The organism is Allobosea sp. NPDC055594 (assembly GCF_053618995.1).
This window is the reverse complement of record NZ_JBSHIO010000006.1, coordinates 74379-89034: the sequence shown is the minus strand read 5'-3', so window position 1 is coordinate 89034 and position 14656 is coordinate 74379. Positions and strand designations below refer to the sequence as shown.

The window sequence follows — 14656 nt, the reverse complement described above, 5'->3', positions numbered from 1 at the left end:
CGGCCGGGGCGGAACCAAGCGCATGCTGACCATCCTGTTCGACGGCATCGCCTATGGGATGGTGCTTTTCGTCCTCGGCTGCGGGCTCTCCGTGACGATGGGGTTGATGAACTTCGTCAACCTCGCCCACGGCGCCTTCGCCATGCTCGGCGGCTATGTCGCCGTGCTGGCGATGCAGCGGCTCGGCCTGCCTTTCCTGGCGAGCCTGCCGCTCGCCTTCCTGTCCGCGGCCCTGGTCGGGATCGTGCTCGAACGCCTGATCTATCGACCGATGTACGCCAAGAGCCATCTCGACCAGGTGATGTTCTCGATCGGCCTGGTCTTCATGGCCGTCGCCGGGACCGATTGGCTGATGGGCTCGACCCAGCAGTTCATCCGCCTGCCGGTCTGGCTGCAGGGACGCTTCGAGATCGCCGGCATCGGTATTGGCCGTTACCGGCTCTTCGTCATCGCGATCTGCGGGCTGCTCGCGGTCTCCCTGCAATGGGGGTTTACCCGTACCCGCTTCGGCAGCCGCCTGCGCGCGGCGGTGGACGATGCACGGGTTGCGCGCGGGCTCGGCATCCCGGTCAACCGGCTCTTCGCGCTTACCTTCGCTCTCGGCTGTGGGCTCGCCGGTCTCGGGGGTGCGCTCGGCGTCGAGCTCATGGGGCTCGACCCGACCTTTCCGCTGAAGTTCATGATCTACTTCCTGATCGTCGTCACGGTCGGCGGCACCTCCAGCATCACCGGCCCGTTCTTCGCCGCGATGCTGCTCGGCGTCGCCGATGTCGTCGGCAAGTACCTCGTGCCGCAGGTCGGCGCCTTCATCATCTATGCGCTGATGGTCGGGCTGCTGATCACCCGGCCGCACGGGCTGTTCGCGAGGGCGCGGGCATGAGCGCCGAGAGCTTCGAAGCCAGGGTCAGGCAGGCGCTCTATGCCGGCCGCCGCTGGCATCCGGTCGAGATCGGCTTCTGGATCCTCGCCTTTACGGCCTTTCTGCTGTTCCCGCGCCATCTGCTGCTGCTCAACGAGATCACGATTCTCGCCCTGTTCGCGCTCTCGCTCGACCTGATCCTCGGCTATGCCGGCATCGTCTCGCTAGGCCATGCCGCCTTCCTCGGCATGGGCGCCTATGCGGCCGGAATCTTCGCCAAATACGTGACCGGCGATCCGCTGGCGGGCCTTTTCGTGGGGATGGCGGCGGCCGGGCTGCTCGGCCTGCTCACCAGCCCACTGGTCCTGCGCGGCAGCGATCTCACCCGGCTGATGGTGACGCTCGGCGTCGCGCTGATCCTCTACGAACTGGCGAATTCCTTCGGTTCATTGACGGGCGGCGCCGATGGCCTGCAGGGCGTGATGATGAAGCCGGTGCTCGGCCAGTTCGAGTTCGATATCTTCGGGCGCACCGCCTATCTCTATTCGCTCAGCGTCCTCTTCCTGCTGTTCCTGATCGCGCGGCGCGTGGTGCATTCGCCCTTCGGGCTTTCCTTGCGCGCGGTCCGCGACAATCCGCTGCGCGCCTCGGCCTCGGGCGTCCCGAACGGGCGGCGCCTCGCCGCGGCTTACACCCTGGCTGCGGCCTATGCCGGGGCGGCCGGGGCGCTGCTCGCCCAGACCACCCAGTTCGTCTCGCTCGACGTGCTCGATTTCCATCGCTCGGCCGATCTGATGCTGGTGCTGATCATCGGCGGCGCCGGCTATCTCTATGGCGGCCTCGTCGGCGCCATCGCCTTCAAGCTGCTGCAGGACGCGATTTCGAGCTTCACCCCGCAATACTGGATGTTCTGGATCGGGCTCTTCCTCGTGCTCTTCGTGCTGGGCGGCCGCGAGATCATCCATGGCGCGGTGAAGACCGTGGCCGATCGTTTCGCCCGTTTCGGCCGGGGAGGGGCGCGATGAGCGTCGCTCTCCAAACCTTTGATCTTTGCAAGAATTTCGGTGGGATCACCGCAACGGACCATGTCGATTTTTCGCTGGCGAAGGGCGCCCGCCATGCCTTGATTGGCCCGAACGGCGCCGGCAAGACCACTTTCGTCAACCAGCTCACCGGCGTGCTCAAGCCGAGTTCCGGGCGCATCGCATTGATGGGCGAAGACATCACGAGGCTGCCGCGCGAGGCGCGGGTCAAGCGCGGCCTCGCTCGCACCTTCCAGATCAACCAGCTCTTCGGCACGATGACGCCGCTGGAGATGATCGCCCTCGTCACCTCCGAGCGGCTTGGCCGCGGCAGTCAGCCTTTCCGTGCGCTCGATCTCGATGCGGAACTGGTCGGGCAGACCGCAGAGATCCTGACCCGCTTCAGGCTCGATGATATGATGGACCGCACCATCGCGACGCTGCCCTATGGCAAGCAGCGCCAGATCGAGATCGCCGCCGCCTTCGCTGCGCGGCCGACGGTCTTGCTGCTCGACGAGCCGGCAGCCGGTGTGCCCGAGGCCGAACGGCGCGAGCTGATGCAGACGGTCGCCGAGCTTCCGGACGATGTCTCGGTCCTGCTGATCGAGCACGACATGGATCTCGTCTTCCGCTTCGCGACGCGCATCACCGTGCTGGTCAACGGGCGCGTGCTGGCGGAGGGGACGCCGGAGGAGATGGCGCGCGATCCGGCCGTGCGGGCGGCTTATCTCGGTGAGAGCGCCCATGTCTGACGCAGCATCGACTGAACTCCTTAGGATCGAGAAGCTGAGCGCCGGCTATGGCGAGGCGCAGGTGCTGTTCGACATCGACCTCAGCCTCGCCGAAGGGCATTCGCTCGCACTGCTCGGCCGCAACGGCGTCGGCAAGACGACCTTGGTCAACAGCATCATCGGTGTGACGCGCCGGCGTGGCGGGCGGATCGTGCTGGCGGGACGCGATCTTTCCACCGCTTCGCCCGAGCAGCGTGCCCATGCCGGCATCGGCTGGGTGCCGCAGGAGCGCAACATCTTCAAGTCGCTGACCGTGCTGGAGAACTTGACGGCGGTCGCCCTGCCGGGGCCGTGGGATGCTGCCCGCGTCTTTGGCCTGTTCCCGCGCCTGGCTGAGCGCAAGACCAATCTCGGCAACCAGCTTTCCGGCGGCGAGCAGCAGATGCTGGCGATCGGCCGGGCCCTGATGCTCAATCCGAGGCTGCTGCTGCTCGACGAGCCGACCGAGGGCCTCGCCCCGATCATCGTCGATGAACTGCTCAAGGCGCTGAAGGCCCTGTTCCGTGAGGAGGGGCTCTCCGCCATCGTGATCGAGCAGCATGCGCGAAAAATCCTCGAATTGACCGACGACGCCATCGTGCTCGAACGCGGGCGCGTGGTTCTGGCCGAGCGCAGCGCGACGCTGATCGCCGAGCCTGAGCGCCTCGAACATCATCTCGGCCTCGCCGCCGCAGCATGACCATCAAGAACCGGGAGGAAACGTCATGACCCAGAGGAAGAAGCCGCCTTTCCGGGGCGACATGGTCGGTAGCCTGCTGCGCAGCGCGCCGGTCAAGGACGCCCGCGCCAGGCACGCGGCCGGCGAGATGAGCCAGGCCGATCTGACGGTGATCGAGGACGAGGAGATCAGGAAGCTCGTCAGGAAGCAGGAGGAGATCGGCCTGCAGGCGGTGACGGACGGCGAATATCGCCGCGCCTTCTGGCATTTCGACTTTCTCGACGGCTTGAGCGGCGTGACGACCTACGAGACCGATGCGGGGATCCAGTTCAAGGGCGTCGCGACCAAGGGGCACGGCATCCGCGTCACCGGCAAGCTGGACTTCCCGGCCGACCATCCGCATCTCGCCCATTTCAAGTTCCTTGCGTCGGTGACCAGCCGCGTGCCGAAGATGACGATTCCGAGCCCGTCCATGCTGCACTACCGTGGCGGGCGGAAGGCGATCGACCCGAGCGCCTATCTCAGGATGGAGGACTACTACGACGATCTCGGCAAGGCCTATGCCAAGGCGATCAAGGCCTTCTACGACGCCGGCTGCCGCTACCTCCAGCTCGACGACACCAGCCTGTCCTATTTCTGCGATCCCGAGCAGCGCAAGATGCTGGCCGAGCGCGGCGACGATCCGGACAGGCTGATCTTCATCTACCGCGACGTGCTCAACGCCGCGCTCAAGGCCAAGCCGGCCGACATGCAGATCACCACCCACACCTGCCGCGGCAACTTCAAGTCGACCTTCATCGCCTCGGGCGGCTATGAGCCGGTGGCCGACATGGTCTTCAACCAGATCGATGTCGACGGCTATTTCATGGAGTGGGACGACGACCGCTCCGGCGGCTTCGAGCCGCTGCGTTTCCTGCCGAAGGGCGACAAGCAGGTCGTGCTCGGCCTCGTCACGTCCAAATTCGGCGCGATCGAGAGCAAGGACAATCTCAAGCGCCGGATCGAGGAAGCCTCGAAATACGCGCCGCTGGAGCAGCTCTGCCTGTCGCCGCAATGCGGCTTCGCCTCCACCGAGGAGGGCAATGTCCTGGCCGAGGATGAGCAATGGGCCAAGCTCTCGCGCATCCTCGAAGTCGCCAGGGAGGTCTGGGGATGAGTGGCGAACCCTGCTTTGACATCGCCCATCTCGCCCATGTCGAGCTCTTGACCGACAAGCCGGCCGAGAGCCTCGACTTCTTCGTCAATATCTACGGGCTGACCGAGAGCGGGCGCGAGGGCGACAGCGTCTACCTGCGTGCCTGGGACGATTACGAGTTCCATACGCTGAAGCTCACGGCGGCGAAGACCACCGGCATCGGCCATGTCGCCTACCGCGCCACCAGCGCGCAGGCGCTGCAGCGCCGTGTCGAGGCGATCGAGGCGATGGGTTGCGGCATCGGCTGGGTCGATGGCGATCTCGGCCATGGCCGGGCCTATCGCTTCCGCGACCCGGACGATCATGTCTTCGAGATCTATTTCGACACCAACAAATATGCCGCCCCGCCGCATGAGCGCCCGGCGCTGAAGAACCAGCCGCAGCGCAATCACGGCCGCGGCTGCGCGGTCCGCCGGCTCGACCATCTCAACCTGCTCGCCCGCGACGTCGCGGCGATCCGCGACTTCCTGCCGAAGGCGCTGGGCAGTCGCGTCACCGAGCAGATCGTACTCGATTCAGGCGAGGTCGGCGGCTGCTGGTTCACCGTCAACAACAAGAGCTATGACATCGCCTATACCCGCGACCACACCGGCAGCCTGGGACGCTTCCACCACGTCACCTATGCCGTCGACCAGCGCGAGCATGTACTGGAGGCCGCCGACATCTTCCTCGAGAACGGCGTCTACATCGAGACCGGCCCGCACAAGCACGCAGTGCAGCAGACCTTCTTCCTCTATGTCTACGAACCGGCCGGCAACCGCGTCGAGATCGCCAATGCCGGCGCGCGCCTGATCCTCGATCCCGACTGGCAGACTGTGACCTGGACCGAGGAAGAGCGGAAGAAGGGCCAGGCCTGGGGGCTGAAGACGATCGAGAGTTTTCACACCCACGGCACGCCGCCGGTCCCGAACGCCGGCCACTGAGGGCAGGGGCGCGGCGCTTTCAGGCCCGGACGGCCGAGAGCACGAACATCGGCACGTCGCCCGGATAGGGAGAGGCCGGGAACAGGTGCTGCCAGGAGATGGCCGGCCCGAAGCCGGCCGCGTCCAGCATCTGCCGGGCCCTGTCCTCGCTCAGCCCGTCATGGAGTGGCAGGCGGGCGGCGACAGCGGCCGGATAGGTCGAACGGTATTGCGGTGCGACCGACCACAGTCCGTCCGAGATGACGATCCGTCCGCCCGGACGCAGGATGGCGTGGGCCTTGAGCAGCGCCGCCATCGGCTCCTCCAGCGTCCACAGCACATTGCGCAGCGTCACGATATCGGCCGAGCCTGGCGCGATTTCCGCGTCCTGCAGCGTTTCGGCAATGAAGTCGACGGCGAAGCCCTGCGCTTCCCCAGCGGCCCGTGCCACGGCAAGCATGCCTTCCGCCCCGTCATAGGCGCGCACGCGATGGCCGAGCGCGGCCGCGACCAGTGCGCAGGCGCCCGTGCCGGTTCCGAGATCGACGACATCGAGCGGCTGTTCGGTGGCGAAGGCCGCTTCCAGCACCTCCCGCCAGAGCGCGGATTGGGCGATATGCGAGGCGACGCCGTCGAATTTCGGCGCGCGCGCGGTCCAGTAACCCGTCACGGCTTGCTGCAGGTCGGAGGCGGTCATGGCGCGGCATCTCCATAGCAATCGGGATCGACGAGATATTCGATATGGCGCCGGCCGGAGGCTGTGGCGCCGATCCTGACCGCGACGCCGAAGACCCGCCGGATCGTCTCCTCGGTCAGCACGGTCTCGGGCGTGCCGGAGGCGACCAGCCGGCCTTCGTGCAGCAGTGCGATCTCGTCGCAGAACAGCGCCGCGAGGTTGAGATCGTGTAGCGCGACGATGCAGGTCACGCCGAGCCGGCGGACCAGGGTCAGGATCGAGAGCTGGTGCTGGATGTCGAGATGGTTGGTCGGCTCGTCGAGGATGAGCTCGCTCGGCGTCTGCGCCAAAGCGCGCGCGATATGGACGCGCTGTCGCTCGCCGCCCGAGAGCGTGTGCCAGTGCTGCTCGTGCCGTTCGCTCATGCCGACGCGCGCCAGCGCGGCATCGACCGCCTGCTCGTCGGCCGCGCTCCAGGAGGCGAGGGCGCCGCGGTGCGGGGTGCGGCCGAGGCGGACGACGTCGCAGACGCTGAGCTGGATCTCGGTCGTCGCCTGCTGTTCGACGAAGGCGAGCCGGCGGGCGAGCTCGCGCCGCGAAACCTGCCCGATATCGCGGCCATCGAGCTCGATCACGCCGGACGAGACCTTGCGCAAGCGGCAGAGCAGACGCAGCAGGCTCGACTTGCCGGAGCCGTTCGGCCCGATCAGGCCGAGGATCTTGCCGGGCGCGGCTTCGAGCGTCACGCCGCCGACGATCATGCGCCCGGAGGTGCCCCAGGAAACGTCGCGTGCCGAGAGCGTCATGCCGGCCGCCTGGCGCGATAGAGGATGATGGCGAAGGCCGGTGCGCCGACCAGCGCGGTGACGACGCCGATCGGCAGGATCTGCTGCGGCACCAGGATACGCGAGAGGATGTCGGCGAGGATCATGAAGATTGCGCCGATGACGAGGCAGACCGGCAGCAGGCGGGTATGGCCGGGGCCGACCAGGAAGCGGGCCGCGTGCGGGATGACGAGGCCGACGAAGCCGATCGTGCCGACGATGCTGACCATGGTCGCGGTCATCACCGCGGTCACCGCGAAGAGTATGATGCGCACGCGCGTCACCGCGACGCCGAGCGAGGCGGCGGCATCGGCCCCGAAGGCGAAGGCGTCGAGCGCCTTGGCGTGCAGCATGCAGATCGCGAAGCCGGCGAGCGCGACCGGCGTCGCGACGAAGACGTCCGGCCAGCGCACACCGCCGAAATTGCCGAGCAGCCAGAACATCACGCCGCGCGCCTGCTCGGCGCTGGCGAGCGTCGTGACGATCGTCGCCGTCGCGGCGTTGAAGAGCTGCGAGCCGGCGACCCCCGCGAGGATGACGCGGTCGCTCGCCCCGCCGGCGCCGGCGGCCAGCAGCGCGACGATCAGCAGGGCCGCGACCGAGCCGAGGAAGGCGCCGCCGGAGACGGTCAGCGCCGCCCCGCCGAAGCCGAGGATCATTACCGCAACCGCGCCGGTCGAGGCGCCGGCCGAGATGCCGAGAATATAGGGCTCGGCCAGCGGGTTGCGCAGCAGCGCCTGCAGGATAGCGCCCGACAGCGCCAGTGCCCCGCCGCACAGCCCCGCCATCAGCGCCCGGCTCAGCCGGTAGTCGAAGATCACGCCCTGCTGGATCGCGCTGACCGGATAGCCGAGATCGAACAGCCCGTTGCCGAGCGCCTGGAAGGCGGTCGCCAGCGGAATCCGCATCTCTCCGATCGTCACCGCAAGGGCGATGGCGAAGACCAGCGCGGCCAGCGCCGCGACCGCGATGCCGATCCGCGCCGGCCAGTTCGGCTGGACGGGGTGGTGGCTCACCGCGCCAGGCCGAAGCGCTCGATGCCGCGCGCCAGTGCCTCGATGCCGTCGACGGTGTCGAGCCCGGCGCGCGTCGCGCCGACATCCATCACCACGATCCTGTCCTGCTTGACGGCATCGAGCTTGCTCGCCACCGGGTCGGTCCTGAGGAAGTTGAGCTTGAGGTCGATATCGTCGGCGGGAAAGCGCCGGCGATCCATCCTGACCACGACGATCACGGCGGGGTTCGCGGCCGCGATGCTTTCCCAGCCGACCAGCGGCCATTCCTCATTGGTGGTGATGACGTTGCGGGCGCCGAGCTTCGAGAGGATATAGGCCGGCACGCCGTTCTTGCCTGCGATGAAGGCGTCGCCCTTGATGTCCTTGCTGGAGAACCAGACGGCGACGGGCACGTCCCGTGCCTTCAGTCCGGCGACCGACTGGACCGCCTTCTCCTCGCGCGCTTTCAGCTCGGCGACCAGTGCCTCGGCACGGTCGGAAACGTCGAAGATCTGGCCGAATTCGCGGATGTTCTGGTAGACCAGTTCCATGCCGAACATCTTGGTCCGCACGCCGTCGCCGGGGCCGGAATTGTCCTTGCCGACGCAATCGGTCGGCGAGACATAGGTCGGTACCTTGACCTTGGCGAACTGGTCGCGCTTCCCGACGATGCCGTTCGGCCCGATATGCCATTCGAACATCGCGGTGACGAGGTCGGGCTCCTGGGCGACGACCGCTTCGAAGCTCGGGTCATTGTCGGCGAGCCGCTTCACCTTGGCATTCACGGCCTCATAGGGCTTGGCGACCGGGCTGAACCAGACGGCGGTGCCGACGACGCGGTCGCCGAGGCCGAGCGCATAGAGGATTTCGGTCTGCGTCTGGCCGACCGCGACCACACGCTTTGGCGCCTGGCTGAAGGTGACGGTCTCCCTGCAGTTCTCCAGCGTCAGCGGGTACTGCGTCGGTGCCGCCTGTGCGGCCGTGGCGAGACACAGGCCGGCGGCCAGGGCGAGCGGGAGGCGGAAACGCTGGACGGCGCGCATGGGACCCTTCGAAGGCAGGAGAGAGCGGACGGCGCCGGGGAGTGAGCCCGCCGGGTGCGGTGGGAGTTGATATGTAATGTTATAACAAAACTGATAGAAGCCTGCGCCGTGGCCTGTCAAGCTGGCGCGGGAAAAGGCGCCGGCGGCGCTGTTGGAGATGGGCATCTGGATTCATCGCTCCCCGAGATGAAGGCGGGAAGCAGGCGATTGCGACGGAGCGGCGGGATCTTCGTCCCGCGCCTGCCAGCAACCCTCCGGAGCACCCCGCCCGAAAGACCTTTCCGACGATCAGGGCAGGTCTCCTGGCTCGCGGGTCGATGCTGGTTCCTCCCGGCCTTCCCGGCACGCGAGCGCCAGTGGACGATGGGTGGAGAGCTCGCCGCTTACAGTTGCGGGGGCAGCCTCGGCCTTGGCGCTGCGCGCCTCACCGAATTCCCTCTTAGCTCCAGGCCGTGACGCCTAGAGAACCATGATCGGGCCAGACCATAGATCGGCGAGGAACGGCGTCAAGCGGCTGGAACCTACGGGACCGGCGCCGTCTGCATCAGGTTGCCGCAGAGCTGGCGTAGCGTCACGACATAAGGGTTGCGGGCCAGGAAGCTCGCCTCGCCGAAATAGATCGGGATCTCCGGCAGCTCAGCGATCTCGAGTCCGGCGATACTGGTCTCGCCGCCGTCGAGGCACCAGGCCGGGATGATCGCGAAGCCGAGTCCGGCCTCGACGCAGCGCTTCACGCTCGAGCTGCCGGAGGTCGAGATCGCAATCTCCATCTCCGCGCCGTCCGGGCGCAGATAGTCGATGGCGAGATTGCGCAGCAGCTGGCCAGGCTCATAGGTCACGAAGGGGCGCCCTTGCGCCCATTCCCGGATCGCGCCGGGAGCGGGTGCTGAGCCCCAGGCGGTCGGGAAGACCAGCGCCGGCCGATAGGTACAGATCAGGTGCTGCGGCACGTTCGGGTCGCCGAAATAGCGCTCGGTGATGCACAGATCGAGACTGCCGTCCTTGATCATCTCGGGCAGGGAGGTGTCGCGCTCATAGGCGACGATCTCGACCTGCGGGAAGAGCTCGCGGAACCGGGCCAGGATCGGCGGCAGCAGATAGTAGAAGATCGCCTGCGGCAGGCCGATGCGCAGCACCGGCCGCTCCTTGTCGAGCGTGCGGTCGAGCCTCGCCAGAACCGTGTCGAGCTCCGGCAGCAGGAGCTTGTAGAGGCTGCGCCCGCGCGGCGTCAGCGTCACCGTCTTGGCGCCCTGCTCGGAGAGGACGAGGCGCTCCTCGAGCACCTGTTCGAGCCGGCGGACATGGTTCGCGGCCGACTGGTAGCTCATCCCCAGCTTGCGCGCCGCGGCCGAATAGGAGCCGTCGCGTGCGACGATGAAGAAGGTCTGGATCAGCGTCAGATTGGCTTCGCGCATGGCTCGTTCCGCGGCGGGGAGCCTCACTCTTAGCCATAGGCGGTGACCTTTCGCCACTTTCAAACAATGGCGCAAGTCGGGGCGGATCATTTGGATCGACCCGAAAGGCGAAGCGACCGAGGGTCGCGCATCGCTTTCAAGGACGCCCCCGTCGCCTCGCATGGCCCGCTCTCCTTCCCTTCATGTCGCTGTGATCGGCGCCGGAATCGTCGGCGCCGCCGCCGCGCATTTCCTGGCGGCGGCCGGGGCGCGGGTCACGCTGCTCGACGCGTCGGGACCGGCGGCCGGAGCGACCGGCGCTTCGGACGGCGCGGTCTCGGTCGCGAGCAAGAAGCCCGGCCCGATGATGGACCTCGCCCGCCATGCCCGCGCCTTCTACGGAAGCTGCGAGGCCGACGGTTTGCTGCGCGGCCTGTTCCATCGCCGCTCGACTTTTCTCGTTGCCCGCACCCGGCTCGAGGCTGAGCTCGTCGCCGAGCACGGCGCCGATCTCGCTGCCGCCGGCGAGCGCGTGCTCGATGTCGACCGGCCGACGTTGCTCAACCGCATTCCCGGCCTCGGCGACGGCGTCTGCTTCGCCCTCGAAATCCCCGATGACGGGCATGCGCTCGGCTACGAGATCACCCAGCGCCTGCTGCAGCGGAGCGCTGTCACGGTCCGGCGCAACGCGCCGGTCTCCGAGATCGTCATGCGGGCCGGGCAGGCCGCCGGCGTCGCGATCCGGGACGAGCTCCTAGCGGCTGATGCCGTGCTCGTCGCCGCCGGGATCGGCTCGGTCGGCCTGCTCGGTCTGGGCGACATCCTGATCCCGCGCAAGGGACAGATGGTCGTGACCGACCGGGCCGCGGCCGGCCGGCCGGCGATCGATGGTCATCTGATGGCGGCCTCCTATCTCGCCGCCAAGCGCGGCATCGTCCGCGACAACGCCCATATCGGGCTCGTCATCGACCCGCTGGTCACCGGCCAGTTCCTGATCGGCGGCAGCCGCGAGGATCACCGCGCCGACCAGGCCACGGATGCCGCGACGATCGCGGCGATCCTGCGCGACGCGCTCGATCTCTATCCGCCGCTGCGCCAGCGCCGCGTCCTGCGGACCTTCGCTGGCGTCCGCACCGCCTCGCGCGACGGCCTGCCGATCATCGGCCCGCATCCGCATCTCGGCGGGGTCACGATCGCCACCGGCTTCGAGGGCGACGGCATCTGCCTCGGCCCGTTCATGGGCGCCAGCGCTGCCCGGATGATCCTCGGCGAGGCGCCGGGCGTCGATCTTTCCCCGCTCTCGCCCCAGCGCTTCGCCGCCGTCGAGGCCCTGGCATGAACCCTTGCTTCTACTGGATCGACCGCCCGGTTTCCTTCCGGCCCGGCGAGACCGTCGCTGCGGCGCTGCTGCGCGCCGGCATCGCCGATCTCGGCCCTGAGGGGGGAGCCGTGCGTGGCCGCGTGTTCTGCAGCATCGGCGCCTGCCAGGCCTGCGTCGTCGCGATTGCGGGCGAGGGGCCCGTCGAAGCCTGCCTGACGCCGGCGCGTTCCGGAATGCGCCTTGCTCCCCAGCCCGGCATCGGACTGCACCATGACTGAGCTACCGGTCCTTGTCGTCGGCGGCGGGCCGGCGGGCGTTGCTGCGGCCGTAGCCCTGGCGGAAGCCGGTCTGCGGGTGCTGCTGATCGAGCAGCGCGACCAGCTCGGCGGTGCCATCCATCGTCAGCCCGCAGTCGGTGCACCACAGATCTGGAGAGGGCCGGCACGGCATCGGCGCAACTGGGCGGAACTCGCCTCGCGCCTCGAACATGTGGCAGAGCGGATCGAGCTGCGGACCTCGACGGTCTTCCTCGGCATCGACGGGGCAGGGCGCTTCCTCTTCGATGATCGTATGGCCGGCCGCGTTTTTGCGCGCCCTGTCCGGGCCGCCATCGTCGCGGTCGGTGCGGTCGAGAAGATCGCTCCGTTCGAAGGCTGGGAACTGCCGGGCGTGATGAGCGCGGGCGGCGCCCAGGTCCTGCTCAAGGAGACCGGCCGGCCGCCCGAAGGTCCGATCGTCGTTGCTGGCAGTGGTCCGCTGCTGCTCGCCGTCGCGGCGCAGCTCGCCCGCGCCGGCAACCCGCCGCTCGCCGTGCTGGAGCGCGGCAGGCCCTGGCACAAGCCTAAGGCCCTGGCCCGCCTGATGACGGCCGGGTCGCCGCTCGCCGAAGCCGCCGCCTATGCCGCGGCGCTCGCCTTGAAGCGTGTGCCCTATCGCAGTGGCAGCGAGGTGCTGGGCGTCAGCGAGACTGGGCATGGGCTGACGATCCGCGTCCGCGCCGGCTCCGCCGAAAGCCTGCTGCAAGCTCGCCATCTGCTGATCCATGACGGGCTGGAGCCGAACCGCGCCGGTATCCCGCTGCCGGCCCCCGAGGCGGAAGTTCCCGTGCTGCTCGCCGGCGACGGGCGCGAAATTCTCGGCGCCGATGCGGCGATCCTCGATGGCCAGCGTGCCGCCTCGGCGGTCCTTTCGCGCTTGGGACACGCCGCTTCGGCTGCGCCGCTCGAAGCAGCTCTGAGCAAGGCGCGGAGCTTTCAGCTCGTGCTTGCCGAGGCCCTGCGTAGCAAGGCCACGCCGCCGACGCCGCAGACCATGCTCTGCCGCTGCGAGGGGCGCCGCTATGCCGATTTCGCCGTACTGCCGGCCGACGCATCGGCCCGCGAGATCCGGCTGATGGGCCGTTTCGGCCTCGGCGCCTGCCAGGGGCGCTTCTGCGGTCCGATGCTGGCGGAACTGCGGGGTGAGGCGCTGCCGACGGCCAATCCACCGCGTTGGCCGCTGCGGCCGGTCTCGGTCGCCGCCCTCGCCAATTTCTCGACCGACGAAACGGAGTCATGAGCCGTGAATGGCACTCTCGCAAAATCCTTCAGAAGCAGTAGCCGTCCAGTGGTCGACGTGCTCAACCCCTTCTCCGGGGTGAGCGTCGGCAAGGTCGAGGTCGCCGACGAGGTTGCGGTCGCCGATGCGCTGCGGGCCGCCCGCAAGGCCTGGCGCTCCTTCCGCTTCAGCACGCCGGCCGAACGCAAGGGCCTGCTCCATCGCCTCGCCGAACTGCTCGCGGAGGACGCGGAGGAGATGGCGCAGATCATCTGTGCCGAGGTCGGCAAGACGATCACCGAAGCGCGCAACGAGGTCCGCCGCGCCCAGAACACGCTGCGCCTGAGCGGTGATGCGATCACCGTGCTGCATGGCGAGGTGTTGCCGACGGCGATCGTGGCGGGGGCGCCGAGCAAGCTCGCCGCGATCACCTATGAGCCGGCCGGCGTCGTCGGGGCGATCACGCCCTTCAATTATCCGCTCAACCTGCTCTGCCACAAGCTCGGCCCGGCCATCGCCGCCGGTAACGCCGTCGTCGCCAAGCCGTCGCCGAAGGCGCCGCTGGCGGCGGAGCGGCTCGGCGAGCTCGCGATCAAGGCGGGCTTCCCGCAGGGGCTGTTCAGCGTGGTCCATGGCGGGGCCGAGGTCGCCGCCATGATCGCCAGCGGCGATATCGACCTGCTGAGCTTCACCGGCGGGCCGGCGGCCGGTCTCGCGCTCAAAAACGCCTCGGGCCTCGTCCGCTGCCTGATGGAGCTCGGCGGCAACGACCCGCTGATCGTGATGCCGGATGCCGATCTCGACCGGGCCGCGCAGACCGCGATCGGGCATCGCTTCGAGATCGCCGGCCAGAGCTGCGCCGCCGTGAAGCGCCTCTATCTGCATGAGGAGATCCGGGACGCGATGATCGCGCGCATCGCGGCGCTGATCGCGGATATCCGCACCGGCGACCCCGCCGACGAGGCGACCGTGATGGGCACGCTCATCGACGAGCCCGCGGCGGCGGAGGTCGAGCGGCGGGTCAGGCTCGCCGTCGCGCAGGGGGCGAAGGTCGTCGCTGGTGGCAGGCGCCGTGGAACCATGTTCGCGCCGACCCTGCTCGACGATGTTCCGGCCGAGGCCGAGCTGGTGCGCAGCGAGACTTTCGGGCCGGTGCTCGCGGTGCGCCGCTTCAGCGATCCCGAACAGGTGATCGGCGAGGTCAGCGACAGCTCCTACGGGCTGCAGGCCGGCGTCTTCACCAATGACCATGCCCTGGTGAAGCGCTTCTCGCGCGAGCTGCGCGTCGGCGGCGTGATGATCAATGAAGGCCCGGATTTCCGCGCCGAGAACGTCCCCTTCGGTGGCATCAAGTCGAGCGGGCTTGGCCGCGAGGGCATCCACATGACCTTGCGCGAGATGAGCGAGACCAAGGTCGTCATCGACTGACTGAGATGGAAG

15 protein-coding genes and 1 riboswitch are annotated in these 14656 nt (G+C 68.2%); of the genes, 10 read left to right on the top strand and 5 right to left on the bottom strand.

What is annotated here, in order from left to right; all coding sequences use genetic code 11:
- Positions 1 to 22: 22 nt before the first annotated feature.
- The 6 genes from ACWGRX_RS13970 to ACWGRX_RS13945 are packed head-to-tail and all read left to right on the top strand — an operon-like array spanning position 23 to position 5448.
- Positions 23 to 880: a branched-chain amino acid ABC transporter permease gene (locus ACWGRX_RS13970; protein ID WP_291650248.1), complete on the top strand. Its 858-nt coding sequence runs from the start codon at positions 23 to 25 to the stop codon at positions 878 to 880.
- The gene (locus tag ACWGRX_RS13965; protein WP_452118025.1) at positions 877 to 1884 is read left to right on the top strand and encodes a branched-chain amino acid ABC transporter permease; all 1008 of its coding nucleotides are present in this window, start codon (positions 877 to 879) and stop codon (positions 1882 to 1884) included. The genes ACWGRX_RS13970 and ACWGRX_RS13965 overlap by 4 nt, the downstream gene beginning before the upstream one ends.
- On the top strand, positions 1881 to 2633 hold the full coding sequence (locus ACWGRX_RS13960; RefSeq protein ID WP_452118024.1) for an ABC transporter ATP-binding protein: 753 nt from the start codon (positions 1881 to 1883) through the stop codon (positions 2631 to 2633). Before ACWGRX_RS13965 ends, ACWGRX_RS13960 begins: the two co-directional genes overlap by 4 nt.
- A complete protein-coding gene (locus tag ACWGRX_RS13955; RefSeq protein WP_452118023.1) occupies positions 2626 to 3351 on the top strand; it encodes an ABC transporter ATP-binding protein in 726 nt (241 codons plus the stop codon). Before ACWGRX_RS13960 ends, ACWGRX_RS13955 begins: the two co-directional genes overlap by 8 nt.
- A gap of 25 nt (positions 3352 to 3376) precedes the next feature.
- The gene (locus tag ACWGRX_RS13950) at positions 3377 to 4486 is read left to right on the top strand and encodes a 5-methyltetrahydropteroyltriglutamate--homocysteine S-methyltransferase (RefSeq protein ID WP_452118022.1); all 1110 of its coding nucleotides are present in this window, start codon (positions 3377 to 3379) and stop codon (positions 4484 to 4486) included.
- Positions 4483 to 5448 carry a catechol 2,3-dioxygenase gene (locus ACWGRX_RS13945; RefSeq protein WP_452118021.1) on the top strand — a complete coding sequence of 322 codons (966 nt, stop codon included), beginning with the start codon at positions 4483 to 4485 and terminating at the stop codon, positions 5446 to 5448. Before ACWGRX_RS13950 ends, ACWGRX_RS13945 begins: the two co-directional genes overlap by 4 nt.
- A gap of 19 nt (positions 5449 to 5467) precedes the next feature.
- Here the strand turns inward: ACWGRX_RS13945 and ACWGRX_RS13940 are convergent, their stop codons facing one another.
- From ACWGRX_RS13940 to ACWGRX_RS13920, 5 genes are all read right to left on the bottom strand, one after another.
- Positions 5468 to 6124: a class I SAM-dependent methyltransferase gene (locus ACWGRX_RS13940; protein WP_452118020.1), complete on the bottom strand. Its 657-nt coding sequence runs from the start codon at positions 6122 to 6124 to the stop codon at positions 5468 to 5470.
- On the bottom strand, positions 6121 to 6909 hold the full coding sequence (locus ACWGRX_RS13935) for an ABC transporter ATP-binding protein (RefSeq protein ID WP_452118019.1): 789 nt from the start codon (positions 6907 to 6909) through the stop codon (positions 6121 to 6123). Before ACWGRX_RS13935 ends, ACWGRX_RS13940 begins: the two co-directional genes overlap by 4 nt.
- Positions 6906 to 7943 carry a FecCD family ABC transporter permease gene (locus tag ACWGRX_RS13930; RefSeq protein WP_452118018.1) on the bottom strand — a complete coding sequence of 346 codons (1038 nt, stop codon included), beginning with the start codon at positions 7941 to 7943 and terminating at the stop codon, positions 6906 to 6908. The genes ACWGRX_RS13935 and ACWGRX_RS13930 overlap by 4 nt, the downstream gene beginning before the upstream one ends.
- Positions 7940 to 8965 carry an ABC transporter substrate-binding protein gene (locus ACWGRX_RS13925; protein ID WP_452118017.1) on the bottom strand — a complete coding sequence of 342 codons (1026 nt, stop codon included), beginning with the start codon at positions 8963 to 8965 and terminating at the stop codon, positions 7940 to 7942. Before ACWGRX_RS13925 ends, ACWGRX_RS13930 begins: the two co-directional genes overlap by 4 nt.
- Before the next feature lie 275 nt (positions 8966 to 9240).
- Positions 9241 to 9452, bottom strand: a riboswitch (cobalamin riboswitch).
- Between the two features lie 34 nt (positions 9453 to 9486).
- A complete protein-coding gene (locus tag ACWGRX_RS13920) occupies positions 9487 to 10380 on the bottom strand; it encodes a LysR family transcriptional regulator (protein ID WP_452118016.1) in 894 nt (297 codons plus the stop codon).
- Positions 10381 to 10540: 160 nt separating this feature from the next.
- Between ACWGRX_RS13920 and ACWGRX_RS13915 the strand changes: the two genes are divergently transcribed.
- From ACWGRX_RS13915 to ACWGRX_RS13900, 4 genes are read left to right on the top strand one after another with little or no spacing between them, the layout of a single operon-like run.
- Entirely contained in the window at positions 10541 to 11698 is a 1158-nt protein-coding gene (locus ACWGRX_RS13915; RefSeq protein ID WP_452118015.1) for an NAD(P)/FAD-dependent oxidoreductase, read from the top strand.
- Positions 11695 to 11958 (top strand): 2Fe-2S iron-sulfur cluster-binding protein, encoded by a 264-nt coding sequence (locus ACWGRX_RS13910; protein ID WP_452118014.1) that lies wholly within the window; start codon positions 11695 to 11697, stop codon positions 11956 to 11958. Before ACWGRX_RS13915 ends, ACWGRX_RS13910 begins: the two co-directional genes overlap by 4 nt.
- On the top strand, positions 11951 to 13237 hold the full coding sequence (locus ACWGRX_RS13905) for an FAD-dependent oxidoreductase (RefSeq protein ID WP_452118013.1): 1287 nt from the start codon (positions 11951 to 11953) through the stop codon (positions 13235 to 13237). Before ACWGRX_RS13910 ends, ACWGRX_RS13905 begins: the two co-directional genes overlap by 8 nt.
- A 3-nt stretch (positions 13238 to 13240) precedes the next feature.
- The gene (locus tag ACWGRX_RS13900) at positions 13241 to 14644 is read left to right on the top strand and encodes an aldehyde dehydrogenase family protein (RefSeq protein WP_452118012.1); all 1404 of its coding nucleotides are present in this window, start codon (positions 13241 to 13243) and stop codon (positions 14642 to 14644) included.
- The last annotated feature ends 12 nt before the right edge of the window (positions 14645 to 14656 follow it).